The following is a 15,529-nucleotide window of genomic DNA, read 5'->3' as shown; positions in this document are numbered from 1 at the left end:
CTTCGCCAAATTTTTATTCGCATTATGCTTATTTGGAAGCCCGGAATTCAGAGAGTGAAATTAACATAGGAGATAATGTTTCTATAAATAATGGCTTTTCAGCAGTGGCTTTTTCAAAAATAACTATTCAAAGTACTGTTTTAATTGGAGTAAATTGTTCCATAATTGATAATGACGGACACAATCTCGAGATTGACAAAAGAAATGATGACGAGCCAAAACATGAACCAGTTTTTATTGCCGAAAATGTTTTTTTAGGCGATGATGTTACCATTTTGAAGGGCGTTACCATTGGCAAGAATTCTGTTATTGGAAACGGCTCTATTGTTACTAAAAGCATACCCGAAAATGTAGTTGCAGCCGGAAATCCGGCACGAGTGATAAGGAATCTCTAAATTGAAAATATTAAAACAAAATACATTGCTAAAAGTATTGTCGCTGAATTCTATTTCAGTTGCGGTGAGTTTTGTATTAGGCATTTTTTCCTCTAAAATTATTTCCGTTTTCCTTGGGACATCAGGCATGGCTTTGATGGGAAGTTTTAGAAATTTTGCATTGATGTTGAAGTCAATTGCTACGCTTGGCATCAGCAATTCGATTGTCAAATTGTTTGTGGAAAACAAAGAAGATAAACGGGAACTTTCGGTTATTTATTCTACTTTTTTCTGGATTTTTCTCCTTATTTCAAGTGTGTTGGCATTGGTGGTTTTAGTTTTTGCGTCGTCAATTTCAGTTTTTTTGTTTTACACAAATGACTATTTAGCTCCAATTAGCTTTTTTGGTTTATTGTTGCCATTAATGGTTATCAATACATTTTGGCTAGCCATTTACAACGGTTTGGAAAAGTTTAGAAGAATAATGCTCATCCAAATCATTTCCAATATTTTGGTTTTTGGTTTGACTGCTTTGTTAATCTGGAAAAAAAATATTTTCGGTGGACTTTTATCTGTTGCGATTGGGGAGTTTTTGATGGTTTTGGTAACTTTTATTTTTGTTAGAAACCAAGCTAATTATTTCAAATTTGACCTTCATAAACTAATTAGTAAAAAATATTTTAAGGTTATCAAAAAGTTTTCAATAATGGCATTGTTAACCGCAATAATTGCTCCGTTGACATTGCTTTGTATACGAAATATGATAGTCAAAAAATACTCTATTGAAGAAGCGGGAATTTGGGACGCCGTCAATAGATTGTCGAGTTTTTATATGATTTTTTTCAGTTCGGGATTGTCACTGTATTATATGCCGAAACTGGCATCAATCCATACCGAAAACGAATTTAAAACCGAACTAAAATCCTATTTCAGACTTTTTCTTCCATTATTTCTACTGATGTTAATTGTAATTTATGTTGCCAAAGGAATTATTCTGAAATTGGCATTTACTGCTGAGTTTTCGACTGTTGAAAGGATTCTGATTTGGCAACTTTTAGGAGATTTTTTCAGGATAATGACTCTAGCTTTTGGTTTTCAAATTCTCGTAAAAACCATGATGAAACGTTACTTTTTGGTAGAGATAGTCTTTAATTTAATGTACTTTTTGCTTTCCTTTTATTTGATAAAACAAAACGCAACCGAAGGCGTTTTACAAGCTTATTTTTATACTAATGTTCTTTGTTTTCTATTGGTTTTGTTTTTATTCAGAAAATTATTTTTTAAGCATTAGTTTTTTGCCAAACTGTTACAAATTCGGCTGCAATTTTCACATAATCATGTTTCTTTTCTATAAAAGCTTTAGCACGCTTCCCGATTGCTGTTATTTCCGCTGGATTATCAATTAAAAAGGACAACTCCTTTACCAAATAATCTACATCGGGTAAAGCGTTTATTGCAACTTTTTCTGAGAGGTCATAGTGTTTTTCGAATGTTTCACTGGCATTAGTAAAAACAACTTTTCCTTTAGCCATAGCTTCCAAAGCGTTGTAACCCTGATCGTGACCATGCATCTGATCCAACAAAATATGCGACTTGTTGTAAAGGTTGATATATTCGGAATAAGGTATGTTTTGGGTAATTATTATTTCAATTGTATGTCCAAATTTTTCTTTGATAATACCTAGTGCTTTTTCAAAGTATTCAATCCCTTTTTGATGATAACTCCATTTATTGATACCAAGAAATAGAACTATCTTATCATCTGTTTTTTGTTCTTGACACTCCATTTCTTTATGGTTAACCGGATTCGGAATCATTCCCAAAAACTTGATGTTTCCGCGTAACGGAATCCAATAATCAATATCTGTAGCGATAATGCCGTCACAGTTTTTATAAATAAAATCATGGATTTTTTTGTGCTTATTGGTAAGGTATTCTAAAATATAACGATACTCGTTTTCAAGCGAAGGATTTTTGAAATAGGGCTGCAGAATCGATTTCTCATTTCTGTTTTCAAACCAGAATTTTACGTTAAGATAGTCAACACCGGTAGACAATACGAAAAATTTTCCGTTGTTTTTTACCAACCTCTTTAAAAACAAATGCTCCATCCATTTGAGGGTTTGAATCGGACTTTCATTTATAAGCTGAACAACGTCAAAACCTTTTAATTTATTGGAAAACAACTGGTATCGGACGCCTATTTCAATTTTGGCAAAATCAAATTTTGTCAATCTGAAAATGATTTGTCTCGGAATATTCAAAAGTGTACTCTGGCACCATTTGGCTTCAATAGAATAATCTACCGGATAGTTCTTGAAACCGTCGCCACTGCCCACAAGAAATACTTCGTGTCCCAAGGTAATCAAGGCTTCCTTTAAAGTGTTGTGCAGTCGGCTGTATTCACCAACAAGTAGTATTCGCATGAATGATTCTGTTTTTTTTTTAAAATTCAGATTTGCCTGTGAAAAAGTTAAATGTAGGCAAATATTATTTTTTTTGAATGGTAAAAATAAAAAAATTAACGAGGTTTGTTATCAAATATTCATTAATGACAAAACCAGATATAAAATTCAAAATAGCGCTCATAGGCGATTGCCTGGCAAATGGCGGTGCTGAAAAAGTACATTCTCTGTTATCGCTCTATTTTCAGAAAGCTGGTTTGGAGGTTCACAATTGTGTGTTTGCAGATTGGATTCAGTATGAGTATTCGGGTTCACTTTTAAACTTGGGAAAAATACATGCTGCTACTGCTGTAACCCGAAAGTTCAAAAGGTTTTTTGAATTCAAAAAGTTCATCAATGATACTAATTTTGATGCTGTAATTGATTTCAGAATGAGAACCAGTTTGCTACAGGAATTCCTTATTTCAAAATATTGTTATCCAAAAAAAACTTACTACACGGTTCATAGCGGGATTTTAGAGTTCTATTTTCCGAAGTCATCCGCATGGTCTAAGCTTATTTACCAAGACAAAAAAATTGTTGCGGTTTCAAAAGCCATTCAGTCAGCTGTTGTCTCCAAAGGTTTGGCAGAAAATGCCTTTCAGATATACAATCCTATCGATTTACAATCTATTACAACTTCAAAAAACGCATACAGTGTTTCGGAAGGCGACTATATCATGGCCATAGGCAGAATGAATGAAGAGGTTAAACAGTTTGATAAACTTATCGAAGCTTATTCCAAATCGGTTTTGCCGAATAAAAAAATAAAATTGATACTTTTAGGCGATGGCCAGAAGCAATCTGAGTACAAAGTCTTATCTGAAAAATTAGGGTTGAAGGACTTAGTAGTATTCAAAGGCTTTCAGAAGAATCCGTTTCCCTATTATCAAAATGCATTATTTACAGTCTTGTCCAGTAAAAATGAAGGATTTCCTAATGTGATTTTGGAATCGTTTGCTGTTGGGACACCAGTTGTTTCCTTTGATTGTTTCAGCGGTCCTAATGAAATTATTATTGACAGGCAAAACGGACTTTTAGTAGCCAATCAGGATTTTTACCAACTTATTGAAATCATGAATTTGTTGGTTGAAGATGCTGAATTGAGAGAACATTGCAAACAAAATACAAAAACAAGCGTTAAGCCGTTCGCGATTGAAACAATCGGAAAACAATGGTTAGAATTGCTAAAAATAAAGTAAGTTAGCACCATGAATATTGAGCTTTTAGATATACCAAAAATTCACGACACCAGAGGCAGCATCGCCGTAATTGAAAAAAACCTGCTACCTTTTCCAATAAAACGGGTTTATTATCTTTTTGATGTTCCTAGTACGGCAAAACGTGGTGGACACGCACACAAAGAGCAATTTGAATTGCTGATTCCGCTTTCAGGAAGTTTTGATGTGCTGCTGCATGATGGTCACGAATCTCAAAAAGTTACGTTGAATAAACCTGACAAAGGATTGGTTATCAAATCGAATACCTGGCGTGAACTGGATAACTTTTCTTCGGGTTCAATCTGTTTGGTAATTTCATCAGGCGAGTTTTTAGAGGACGATTACATCCGCGACTTTAATGATTATAAAGATTATCTGCAGTCTAATCGTAAGTAGTTAGCCGAATTCCTTTTGCAAGAAAAAAGCCTTTTATCTTTTTGAACAAATGCACTAGCCGTAAAGGTGCATTCAGCAGTATTCGTTGTTTGAAATTTAGGTTTTTACTATCAATTCCTTTTTTCATTTTCTCAAATGCCACAGCATTATCTTCGTCTTTGTAATGTTTCGCCATAATGTACCGATGGAAATCCAGGAACTTCTTCAACGATTTTGAGGTTTCCTTGGAGTCAAAAAAATCGAAATCAGTAATAAATTTACCACTGACTGCACTTTGCGTAATTTGATTCTGAGAAATCATCGTATAGCGTACCAAAGGCTTTTTGGAGTAAGCCAACTTATACGAGTAATTTGCCCTGATATTAAAATCTACATCTTCCCCAAAACGGATGCTTTCATTGTAAAAACCAATAGCGTCAAAAACCGATTTTTCTACACAAAAACTAGACGGACAATAGAGTGGCTGCGCTAAACTGATTGCAAAAAAATCAGGGATTATCATTTTCTCTTCTAAGTTTTTAGCTTTATTGTTGGGCAGTAAAATCAAGTTGTTTTGGAATAATTCTTCGTAATTTGTAGCAAATAATTTAGCTTCAGGAAAGCTTTTTATAAGTAAAAAAAGCTCTTCTAAATAAGTGTCTTTCCAATAATCATCAGCATCTAAAAAAGCAATATAATTGCTCTTGGCATTTTTAACTCCCGTATTTCTTGCAGCCGAAAGCCCTTTGTTTGAAACGTGTTTTATGATAATAACTTTTTCTGATTTTATATTTAAAATTACATCCAGGCTTTTATCCGTTGACGCATCTTCAACAATAAGTATTTCGTAGTTTTCAAATGTTTGGTTAAACACACTTTGCAAAGCGTTGAGCACAAACTTTTCTTTGTTATATAAAGGAATTACTATGGAGAAAATGGGGCTCATTTTGAGTTAATTTTGCAAAAATAGCCTAACTTATAAATATCAAGCAGAAATAAATTGGGATGATTTGATAATAAATTGGCTTCTATTTTGGCATGAAATTTTTTATATATAAAACTAAACAAACCAGCAACACCTGCATTTATAACAGTTTTATGAGTATTCAAGATTCGGTTATCCGAAGTTGTAATCAGGCCAAGTTTTAAAATCAGATTCAGGTTTTCCAGTGATTGGTGTATTTTTTTTATAAAGATTTCGGAAGTTTCCATATTCAGATGAAAAGCAGGATTGTCAATATGTGTTATAGCAATGGATTTTTCTTTTATTTTTTTTACCCAAACAACATCTTCATACCCATAATTGGTGATATTCTCATCAAATAAATTGGATAAAAAAACGTCTTTTTTGAATAAAATATTAGAAGTCAGCGACGAAAAATAGGGGTTAGCCTTTCTTTGTTCAACAGTCAATGCTTCCCTCTTCTGTCCATAGACCCAACGCAATAAATTTTCCTGCTTTGGTTTTTCTGATTGATATATAATGCCTCCAAAAACTACAGAAGCTTCTTTTTTTATTTCATTCATGTAATTTTCTATGAAAGTATCTTTGGCAGGTAAAGTATCGCAATCCATAAGCAAAAGATAATCGTGCTTTGCTTTTGATGACATTGAATTAATGTTTCTCCCGCGGCCAAGGTTTTCAGTATTACTATAAAAATGGCAATGCAGTAAAGAATTTATCTTTTCATTTTCAGTATTTAAGGCTGAATTTGATGCGTCATCCTGACAAATAATTTCAAAAATAAGTTCAGCTTTTACACATTGTTCTTGTATAACTCGAACCAATGGCAAAGCGTTATAATCGAAAGTTGGAATTATAACAGTTAACATTATACCGTTTTTTGAACCACTTCAAAAATAGTGCTGTCTTCGCATTTCAATGTTTTGGCAGGGAATTTCATAATCACAGCATAATCGTGGGTTGCCATGATAACTGTTTTCCCGTTTTCATTGATTTTTTTCAAGACACCTAAGATTTCAGCACTTGTTTGTGGGTCGAGATTTCCAGTTGGTTCATCTGCCAGGATTAATTCAGGATCATTCAATAAAGATCGGGCAATTGCAACTCTTTGTTGCTCTCCACCGGAGAGCTGATGCGGCATTTTATTTGTCAAACCTATCATGCCGACGCGTTGTAAAACATCATCAATTTTAACCTGCATTTCCGTTCTGTCCGTCCAGCCGGTAGCTTTTAATACAAACAACATATTTTCGTTCACATTTCTGTCCGGCAATAATTGAAAATCCTGGAAAACAATGCCAATTTTTCTTCTCAAAAACGGAATCTCGTCTTCTTTGAGATGTAATAAATCATAACCAACAATGTTTCCGGAACCCACTGTTAATTGTAAATCGCCATAAAGTGTTTTCATAAAACTACTTTTTCCTGTTCCGGTTTTACCAATGATGTAAAGGAATTCGCCTTCTTTAACCTCAAGATTTATTTGTGACAAAATCACTTTATTTTCTTGATAAATCGTGACATTTTTTAGAGATAAAACAGTTTCTGGCATGAGTAATTCGTTTATTGGGTAAAAATAGTAAATAAAAATTCCAAAATCCAAAAAAGAAAATAGAACATAGATTCTCAAACTGCGGAATTGTCTTTTCTCTTTATTCTATTATCTTTCTTTTTAAAATAAAAATTGTTTAAAAGAATGTTTATAATAAATCGCGTTGTTTTTACGTTATAGGGTAGAGGATACTATTTTTGAATAAATTAAAATAAAAACTATGCGCAAGATTTTAATGTTATTTTTTCTAATTTCTATAGCTGGAATATCCAAAGTTTCAGGACAACAATCCACTATTTACACCAATAATTTGTCTGACTTTAATACTGCAATTTCCCTATTTAAAGACAAACAATACCAATCAGCCCAAATCTTATTTGACAAAGTAAAGCACGAGGACTCCGCCCAAGATGTTCAGGCAGATTGCGCCTATTACATTGGTATTTGTGCAATCCATCTCAATCAGAATAATGCGGATGACTTGATGGAAAAATTTGTTGCCGATTATCCAACGAGTTCTAAAACAAACCAAGCCTACATTGAAGTTGCGCAATATTATTTTGAACAAGGCAAGTTTCCACAAGCGTTGCAATATTTCGATAAAGTAGATGAAAATGCGCTGACTTATGATCAAACTGAAAAATTTACTTTCCAAAAAGGCTATGCTTATTTCACTGCTGGTGACAAAAAAGCAGCGGCTGATTATTTTAATAAAGTGGTTAACTCTAAAGAATATGGCACGCAGGCCAATTATTATTTAGGATTTATGGCTTATGAAGGCAATAATTATAAGGAAGCCAATAAGTATTTCCAGCAAGTGGAAGGCGAAGAAAAATACCAGGAAAAATTATCTTATTTCAAAGCCGATATGAACTTCAAATCGGGTGATTTTCAAAAAGCGATAGATGCTGGTCTTATAGCGATGCCAAAATCCAATGCTTCTGAGAAATCGGAACTCAACAAAATCATTGGCGAAAGCTATTTTAATTTACAACAATACGATAAAGCATTGCCTTACTTAAAAGAATACAAAGGCAAAAGAGGCAAATGGAGCAACACCGATTTTTACCAATTGGGTTATACGTATTACATGCAAAAAGACTATGAAAATGCCATTTCGCAATTCAATAAAATCATAGACGGGAAAGATTCAGTAGCACAGAATGCCTATTATCATTTGGGAGAATGCTACTTCAAAACGGATAAAAAGCAACAGGCATTAAACGCATTCAAAAGTGCATCAGAAATGGATTTTGATAAAAAGATTCAGGAAGATGCCAATTTAAATTATGCCAAACTGAGTTATGAAATTGGAAATTCTTACCAAAGTGTACCCGATGTTTTGTCTTCCTTTTTGAATAAATATCCAAATTCGCCAAGCAAAAGCGAAATCGAAAACCTGTTGATTAACTCTTATATTACTTCTAAGAATTATAAAGATGCTTTGACATTATTGGAAAAAAATAATACGCCAGCCAATAAAGCAGCCTATCAAAAAGTGTTGTTTTACAGAGGAATTGAACTGTATACAGATGGAGATTATCAGGAAGCCTTGAGCATGTTTAAAAAATCAATTGCCAATCAGAAAAATGAAAAAATAACGGCTCGTGCTACTTTCTGGAAAGGTGAAACCGAGTATGTTTTAGACAATTTCAGTGATGCGACGTCGAGCTTTAAACAATTTGAGGATTCGGCTGAAGCCAAAACAACGCCGGAATACAAGAACATCAATTACAATATTGCTTATGCTTATTTTAAACAAAAAGAATATGATCAGGCCGGAAATTATTTTCAAAAATATGTTGACGGAGCAAAAGATGATAAGGTTCGTCTGAATGATGCTTTTTTAAGATTAGGGGATTCACGTTTCGTTACTGCTAAATATTGGCCGGCGATGGATGCTTACAACAAAGCCATCGATATGAAAGGGATTGATGCAGATTATGCGGCTTTCCAAAAAGCATTGAGCTATGGATTTGTTGGTAAAAACAACAATAAAATTGAAGACTTTAATTCCTTTCTCCAAAAATACAAATCTTCAAAATATCGTGATGACGCTTTGTTCGAATTGGGAAATACCTATGTTACCGAAAACAAAACCGATTTGGCAATTAAAACTTATGACCAATTATTGACCGAATTCAAAAACGGGTCGTTTGCCTCCAAAGCGATTTTACGTCAGGGTTTGATTTATTATAATTCTCAAAAAGATGAACAAGCAATAGCTAAATTTAAAGAAGTAGCTGCTAAATATCCAAGAACTCCGGAAGCCCTTGAAGCGGTCTCGACAGCAAGATTGGTTTATATGGATAACGGAAAAGTGAATGAATATGCGGCATGGGTACGAACTTTGGATTTCGTTGAAGTTTCCGATGCTGATTTGGATAATGATACTTACGAAGCTGCCGAAAAACAATATTTGCAAAACAATACCAAACAGGCGATAACCAGTTTGGGTGGTTATGTATCCCAATTTCCAAAAGGAATTCACGCTTTGAAAGCTAATTTTTATTTGGCACAGTCACTTTACACAGATGGTAAAGAAGCAAGTGCTGTTTCGAATTATGAGTTTGTAATCAGCAAACCAAGAAACGAATATACTGAGCAGTCTTTAGTACGTTTAGCCGAAATTCATTTGAAAAAAGATGATTATGCGAAAGCTGTTCCTGTGTTAGAAAGATTGGAAACCGAAGCTGATTTTCCACAAAACGTAACCTTCGCGCAAGCCAATCTGATGCGTGCGTATTATGATCAAAAGGATTATGCAAATGCAGTTATTTATGCTGATAAAGTATTGGCAAATCCAAAAACAGATAACAAAATAAAAAGTGACGCACAGATTATTGTTGCCCGTGCTGCGATAAAAGTGAATGATGAGCAAAAAGCCCGAGTAGCTTACGCGAAATTGTTAACTATTGCTAAAGGAGAATTAGCGGCCGAAGCGTTGTATTATGATGCGTATTTCAAAAATAAAGATGGCAAGTATGAGGATTCAAATAAAACAGTTCAAAAATTAGCCAGGGATTATTCAGGCTATAAATATTTTGGTGCCAAAGGTTTGATTGTAATGGCGAGAAACTATTACCAATTGAAAGATAATTTTAGTGCTACTTCTATTTTAGACAGCGTTATCAAAAACTTCAAGGAATTCGATGACGTTGTTGCGGAAGCACAAACCGAATTGAATATGATTAAAGGCGAAATTTCTAAAACAAATTCTTCTATCCAAAATTAAAATCTAATGAAAAAGACATTTCAATATACTATAGCTGCCGTTTTAATTTTAGGAAGTTTCCAGAAGACAACCGCGCAAAAGAAAGACGAAAACATTGGAACCGAAGTCGTAAACGTAGTGAAACCGTATACGCCAACAATTTCTGATGCTTTCAAAGTAAAGGAAACTCCAAGTCTGGATGACGATGATACTTCTAAAAAAGAAAACATTAAATACAATATTTTTTCGTTTCCGGTAGCTTCCACTTTTGCGCCTTCAAAAGGAAAGGCAGCTAATGTGGATAAAAGCCCCGAAGAGAAAATATACAGTAATTATGCAACCCTGGCGGCAGGAAATTACGGAACAATAAACGCGGAACTTTTTATTACCGAAAACATCAGCAATACGGATTATTTTGGTGGAATGCTGCGTCACAGTTCGTCTCAAGGCGGAATAAAAGATGTGGTTTTGGATGACAAATTCTTTAATACGGCTTTGGATTTAACTTATGGAAGCAGAACGAAAACAATGTCATGGAATGCCGATTTAGGTTATAAAAATCAAGTGTATAATTGGTACGGAATTTACCCTGGATTTTTACCCGACGCAACAATTGCAACGATTGACGAGCAGCAAACATATCACACTTTATATGTTGGCGGAAGATTAGGTTTGGACAATATTCTAAAAGAAAGCACTATTAAGTTCAGTCGTTTTTGGGATGCTTTTGGCTCCGCAGAAAATCGTTTTGTTGCAAAACCATCTTTGGAATTTGATATTGTAGAGCAAAAAATCAAAGCTGATTTCGTGGTGGATTACATTAGTGGTTCATTTGAACAGAATTTCGACAAAACGGCATCTATAAAATATGGTTTTACCAATGTCGGCTTCCAGCCAAGTATCAAAATCCACAAAGATGATTTAACGATGAATCTTGGGGCTGGTTTCTTCTATAGTGCCGCCCAGGAAGCTGGAAAAAACAAGTTCTTTATTTATCCCCAAGTTACTGCTGCCTATAAAGTAGTGGGTGATTTGATGATTTTCTATGCAGGATTGGAAGGAACACTACAACAAAATTCATATTATGATTTTGTACAGGAGAATTACTTTGTGTCCCCAACGCTAAATATTGCTCCAACGGATCAGAAATTTGATATTTACGCAGGATTAAAAGGAAAGCTGGCAAGCAGTATCAGTTATAACGTCCGTGGCTCATACAAAAATGAAGAAGGGAAAGCACTGTTTAAAAGTAATATCTATAACAATTCGAATGCTAATACTGATGGATATACTTTCGGGAATTCCTTTGAAGTTGTTTACGATAAAGTAAAAACGTTGAGTTTCTTTGGCGAATTGAAAGCTGATTTCTCTAAAAATGTTTCCTTTGGTATCAACGGAACGTTTAGCAGTTATTCAACCGATGCCGAAAATGAAGCATGGAATTTACCTGCCATAAAACTCGCTACAACGCTTGATGTAAACATTACGCCAAAATGGTACGCCGGGACAAGTTTGTTCTTTACAGGTGAAAGAAAAGATGTTTTCAGACAAGCTACAGTAACACTTCCTTTTCCTCCTGATGAAAACATTACACTAAAAAGCTATTTTGATTTGAATGCGCATATTGGATATAAATTTAGCGAACGCTTGACCTTCTTCTTAAAAGGAAATAATCTGGCGAATCAGAATTACGAAAGATGGTTCAATTATCCTGTGCAGGGATTGCAGATTTTGGGTGGCGCAAGTTATAAATTTGATTTTTAATTTTCTAACTACGAAGCGCACGAAGTTTTGGCACTAAAGTCACTATTTTTTTTATGTGCTCCGTGCCTTCTTAGTGAACTTAGTGGTTAAGCATAATATGACATTAAAGCAAATAGTTCATCAACGCTACAAAGAAATGCTCCAGGACCGAATTGATGTTTTCCAAGACATGATTTCGGGTTTGACTATTGATGCGCAAAATGATGCCAAAGGTTCGGCCGGAGACAAACATGAAACGGCGCTTTCGATGATGCATTTGGAGCAGGAAAAACTAAATCACAAACTAAAGGAAATTCTGGAACAAAAAGCCATTCTCGACAAAATTGACGTATTACAAATCCACAAAAAAGTAGCTTTGGGAAGTTTGGTTCAAGCTAATGGAATGCTACTTTTTATAAGTACGGCTTTACCTAAATTAACTTTAGATGACAAAAGCATTTTTGCAATTTCGCCACAATCTCCATTGGGAAGTAAGTTGATGGGGAATGAAGTTGGTTTTGAATTTGATATGAATGGTAAGCCTTATACCATTGAAAGCGTTTCGTGACACTTTCTAACTCAAAACTAACATTTTTAGTTTTTTAACTTTCATAATATAACAGTATTTTGTTTTTTAGTTATAATTTATAGTTAAATAGTTAATTATGTTTTTCATTTATAACTATTATTCCATCTTTGCCCCATCAAAATAAAATAAGAAAATTATGTGCGGAATAGTATGTGCTTTTGATTTAAAACAGAAAGCCGAAGTGTTAAGACCAAAAGTGTTGGAAATGTCTAAAACCATCCGTCATCGCGGACCAGATTGGAGTGGAATTTTTAGTAATGAAAAGGCGATTTTATCTCATGAAAGATTGGCAATTGTTGACCCGGCTTCAGGGAAACAACCTTTGTTTAGTGAAGATAAAAGTCTGGTTTTGGCAGCCAACGGCGAAATATATAATCACAGAGAATTGCGCAAACAATTTGAAGGAAAATATAAATTCCAAACCGAAAGTGATTGCGAAGTTATTTTGGCTTTATACAAAGAAAAAGGAGTTGGTTTTTTAGATGAGATGAATGGTATTTTCGGATTCGCGATTTATGATGTAGCCAAAGATGAATATTTCATCGCCCGCGACCATATGGGAATTATTCCATTGTATATTGGTTGGGATGAAAACGGAACGTTTTATGTGGCTTCCGAATTGAAGGCTTTGGAAGGCTATTGTACCAAAATTCAATTATTTCCTCCGGGCCATTATATGTCGAGTAAAGATGGCGAATTCGTGCAATGGTACAAAAGAGAATGGACCGAATTTGATGCCGTAAAAGAAAACAAAACCAGCATTGAAGAAATAAAAATTGCACTTGAAGCAGCCGTTCACCGTCAATTGATGAGTGATGTGCCTTATGGTGTTTTACTTTCCGGCGGATTGGATTCTTCGATTACTTCGGCTGTTGCCAAAAAATATGCCCAAAAACGTATAGAATCAGGAGATACAGTTGATGCCTGGTATCCACAATTGCACTCGTTTGCGGTTGGTTTAGAAGGCTCACCCGATTTAGCTGCAGCACAAGTTGTAGCCGATCATTTAGGAACCATTCACCATGAAATAAAATTCACTATTCAGGAAGGGTTAGACGCTGTTCGCGATGTGATTTATAACATAGAAACCTACGATGTAACTACTATCAGAGCATCAACTCCAATGTATCTGATGGCACGTGTTATCAAATCCATGGGAATAAAAATGGTATTGTCCGGTGAAGGTTCAGATGAATTATTTGGTGGGTATTTATACTTTCACAAAGCGCCAAATGCAAGAGAATTCCATGAAGAAACCGTTCGTAAATTAAGCAAATTGCACATGTACGATTGTCTTCGTGCCAACAAAAGTTTAGCAGCTTGGGGAATTGAAGGACGTGTGCCGTTTTTGGATAAAGAATTTATGGATGTTGCGATGCGAATTAATCCACAGGACAAAATGATTAATGGCGAAAGAATGGAGAAATGGGTGCTTCGTAAAGCGTTCGAAGATATGCTTCCTGCAAGTGTAGCCTGGAGACAAAAAGAGCAATTCAGCGATGGAGTGGGTTACAGTTGGATTGATACTTTGAAAGAAGTTGTTGCAGAAGCAGTTTCTGACGAACAATTAGCTAATGCTAAATTCAAATTTCCAATACAAACACCAACATCAAAAGAGGAATATTATTACCGTTCCATATTTCACGAACATTTTCCAAGCGATGCTGCCGCCTTAAGCGTTCCTCAGGAAGCAAGTGTGGCTTGTAGTACTAAAATCGCATTAGAGTGGGATGAAGCGTTTAAAAACATGAATGATCCATCAGGAAGAGCGGTGGCAAATGTCCATGACGATGCCTATATCAAAGCATAAAAAGTAGTTTTCGGAGATTAGTTTGTTTGCTATACCTGAACGACTTTCAGATTCTAAACGTTCGTCAATTTTGATGGACGTTTTTTGTTGAAATCCCACCAAAAATGTTAATAACTTAAAGCTTTTATACCCAATTTTCAATAGGAAATCCTATGCGTTTTTATATATTTGCTCGTTAGACAAAAAATAGATTTTTTACCATAAAATAATATGAGCGACGAGATTAAAAAGAACAGTTATTCGGCCGATAGTATACAGGCATTAGAAGGAATGGAGCACGTAAGAATGCGCCCTTCCATGTACATTGGAGATACTGGAGTCAGAGGTTTACATCACTTGGTTTATGAGGTAGTTGACAACTCTATCGATGAGGCATTAGCCGGACACTGTGACACGATTAGTGTTATCATAAACGAAGATAATTCGGTTACCGTTGAAGATAACGGACGTGGAATTCCGGTCGACATTCATAAAAAAGAAGGCGTTTCTGCACTTGAAGTTGTAATGACTAAAATTGGTGCAGGAGGAAAGTTTGATAAAGACTCGTATAAAGTTTCAGGTGGACTTCACGGTGTTGGCGTTTCGTGCGTAAATGCACTTTCTGACCACTTGAGAGCAACCGTTTACAGAGAAGGAAAAGTTTACGAGCAAGAGTACGAAAAAGGAAAGGCAATGTATCCTGTGAAGCAAATTGGTGAAACAGACAAGCGCGGAACGATGGTTACTTTTCATCCTGACAAAAGCATATTCACTCAAACCATTGAGTATTCTTACGATACCATTGCGGGACGTATGCGCGAATTATCTTTTTTGAACAAAGGAATTACAATTACACTTACTGATAGAAGAGATGTAAATGATAAGGGCGAATTTGCTTCAGAAGTTTTCCATTCTACAGAAGGACTAAAAGAGTTTGTTCGATTTTTGGATAAAGGAAGGGAAGCAATTATTTCTCATGTGATAAGCATGGAACATGAAAAAGGAGAAGTTCCTGTTGAAGTAGCGTTGGTTTACAATACAAGCTATTCAGAAAACATATTTTCTTATGTGAATAATATAAACACACACGAAGGAGGAACGCATTTACAGGGTTTCCGTATGGGATTAACGCGTACGTTGAAAAAATATGCTGACTCTTCGGGTTTATTGGATAAATTAAAATTCGAAACTACTTCTCTGTTTCCTAATTTAGTTTTGGTTTGTCCCTCGAACTGTGGTTCCTGAACTTTTACCGAAATAATAGC

12 protein-coding genes and 1 pseudogene are annotated in these 15,529 nt (G+C 35.0%); 9 read left to right on the top strand and 4 right to left on the bottom strand.

The window, feature by feature from the left end:
- Both Q0Q99_RS10275 and Q0Q99_RS10270 read left to right on the top strand, forming a co-directional pair.
- Window positions 1-395: acyltransferase (locus Q0Q99_RS10275; RefSeq protein ID WP_293895304.1), on the top strand; the 395-nt coding region annotated here is incomplete at its 5' end.
- Between the two features lies 1 nt (window position 396).
- Window positions 397-1,665 (top strand): O-antigen translocase, encoded by a 1,269-nt coding sequence (locus Q0Q99_RS10270; RefSeq protein ID WP_293895301.1) that lies wholly within the window; start codon window positions 397-399, stop codon window positions 1,663-1,665.
- Here the strand turns inward: Q0Q99_RS10270 and Q0Q99_RS10265 are convergent.
- A complete protein-coding gene (locus Q0Q99_RS10265; protein ID WP_293895298.1) occupies window positions 1,655-2,800 on the bottom strand; it encodes a glycosyltransferase in 1,146 nt (381 codons plus the stop codon). The genes Q0Q99_RS10270 and Q0Q99_RS10265 overlap by 11 nt on opposite strands.
- Before the next feature lie 125 nt (window positions 2,801-2,925).
- On the opposite strand from Q0Q99_RS10265, the gene Q0Q99_RS10260 reads away from it, so the two are divergent.
- Both Q0Q99_RS10260 and Q0Q99_RS10255 read left to right on the top strand, forming a co-directional pair.
- On the top strand, window positions 2,926-4,020 hold the full coding sequence (locus tag Q0Q99_RS10260; RefSeq protein ID WP_293895296.1) for a glycosyltransferase: 1,095 nt from the start codon (window positions 2,926-2,928) through the stop codon (window positions 4,018-4,020).
- Window positions 4,021-4,029: 9 nt separating this feature from the next.
- Window positions 4,030-4,434, top strand: a complete 405-nt coding sequence (locus Q0Q99_RS10255) for an FdtA/QdtA family cupin domain-containing protein (protein WP_293895293.1) — start codon at window positions 4,030-4,032, stop codon at window positions 4,432-4,434.
- On the opposite strand, the gene Q0Q99_RS10250 is transcribed toward Q0Q99_RS10255, so the two are convergent.
- The 3 genes from Q0Q99_RS10250 to Q0Q99_RS10240 are packed head-to-tail and all read right to left on the bottom strand — an operon-like array spanning window position 4,421 to window position 6,929.
- A complete protein-coding gene (locus Q0Q99_RS10250) occupies window positions 4,421-5,359 on the bottom strand; it encodes a glycosyltransferase family A protein (protein WP_293895290.1) in 939 nt (312 codons plus the stop codon). The two genes, Q0Q99_RS10255 and Q0Q99_RS10250, sit on opposite strands and share 14 nt — an antisense overlap.
- Window positions 5,356-6,246 (bottom strand): glycosyltransferase, encoded by an 891-nt coding sequence (locus Q0Q99_RS10245; RefSeq protein WP_293895287.1) that lies wholly within the window; start codon window positions 6,244-6,246, stop codon window positions 5,356-5,358. The genes Q0Q99_RS10250 and Q0Q99_RS10245 overlap by 4 nt, the downstream gene beginning before the upstream one ends.
- Window positions 6,246-6,929: a cell division ATP-binding protein FtsE gene (locus tag Q0Q99_RS10240; RefSeq protein WP_293895284.1), complete on the bottom strand. Its 684-nt coding sequence runs from the start codon at window positions 6,927-6,929 to the stop codon at window positions 6,246-6,248. Before Q0Q99_RS10240 ends, Q0Q99_RS10245 begins: the two co-directional genes overlap by 1 nt.
- Window positions 6,930-7,149: 220 nt before the next feature.
- Between Q0Q99_RS10240 and Q0Q99_RS10235 the strand changes: the two genes are divergently transcribed.
- From Q0Q99_RS10235 to Q0Q99_RS10215, 5 genes and pseudogenes are all read left to right on the top strand, one after another.
- Window positions 7,150-10,164 carry a tetratricopeptide repeat protein gene (locus tag Q0Q99_RS10235; RefSeq protein ID WP_293895281.1) on the top strand — a complete coding sequence of 1,005 codons (3,015 nt, stop codon included), beginning with the start codon at window positions 7,150-7,152 and terminating at the stop codon, window positions 10,162-10,164.
- Between the two features lie 6 nt (window positions 10,165-10,170).
- Window positions 10,171-11,907 (top strand): TonB-dependent receptor, encoded by a 1,737-nt coding sequence (locus Q0Q99_RS10230; protein WP_293895278.1) that lies wholly within the window; start codon window positions 10,171-10,173, stop codon window positions 11,905-11,907.
- A gap of 97 nt (window positions 11,908-12,004) precedes the next feature.
- A complete protein-coding gene (locus tag Q0Q99_RS10225) occupies window positions 12,005-12,454 on the top strand; it encodes a hypothetical protein (RefSeq protein WP_293895275.1) in 450 nt (149 codons plus the stop codon).
- A 157-nt stretch (window positions 12,455-12,611) separates the two neighbouring features.
- The gene (gene asnB / locus Q0Q99_RS10220) at window positions 12,612-14,285 is read left to right on the top strand and encodes an asparagine synthase B (RefSeq protein ID WP_293895272.1); all 1,674 of its coding nucleotides are present in this window, start codon (window positions 12,612-12,614) and stop codon (window positions 14,283-14,285) included.
- Between the two features lie 210 nt (window positions 14,286-14,495).
- Window positions 14,496-15,473, top strand: a pseudogene (locus Q0Q99_RS10215) (ATP-binding protein); the annotation flags it as partial.
- Window positions 15,474-15,529: the final 56 nt, after the last annotated feature.

This window comes from Flavobacterium sp., from assembly GCF_025352425.1.
In the GTDB taxonomy this organism is placed as follows: domain Bacteria; phylum Bacteroidota; class Bacteroidia; order Flavobacteriales; family Flavobacteriaceae; genus Flavobacterium.
The sequence above is the reverse complement of the archived record's forward strand: the minus strand, read 5'-3'. Positions and strand labels throughout refer to the sequence as shown.

Coding starts and splice junctions, on each gene's coding strand:
- Q0Q99_RS10255 (WP_293895293.1), top strand. CDS start 4,030: ATGAATATTGAGCTTTTAGATATACCAAAAATTCACGACACCAGAGGC.
- Q0Q99_RS10230 (WP_293895278.1), top strand. CDS start 10,171: ATGAAAAAGACATTTCAATATACTATAGCTGCCGTTTTAATTTTAGGA.
- asnB (WP_293895272.1), top strand. CDS start 12,612: ATGTGCGGAATAGTATGTGCTTTTGATTTAAAACAGAAAGCCGAAGTG.
- Q0Q99_RS10225 (WP_293895275.1), top strand. CDS start 12,005: ATGACATTAAAGCAAATAGTTCATCAACGCTACAAAGAAATGCTCCAG.
- Q0Q99_RS10260 (WP_293895296.1), top strand. CDS start 2,926: ATGACAAAACCAGATATAAAATTCAAAATAGCGCTCATAGGCGATTGC.
- Q0Q99_RS10245 (WP_293895287.1), bottom strand. CDS start 6,246: ATGTTAACTGTTATAATTCCAACTTTCGATTATAACGCTTTGCCATTG.
- Q0Q99_RS10250 (WP_293895290.1), bottom strand. CDS start 5,359: ATGAGCCCCATTTTCTCCATAGTAATTCCTTTATATAACAAAGAAAAG.
- Q0Q99_RS10235 (WP_293895281.1), top strand. CDS start 7,150: ATGCGCAAGATTTTAATGTTATTTTTTCTAATTTCTATAGCTGGAATA.
- Q0Q99_RS10240 (WP_293895284.1), bottom strand. CDS start 6,929: ATGCCAGAAACTGTTTTATCTCTAAAAAATGTCACGATTTATCAAGAA.
- Q0Q99_RS10265 (WP_293895298.1), bottom strand. CDS start 2,800: ATGCGAATACTACTTGTTGGTGAATACAGCCGACTGCACAACACTTTA.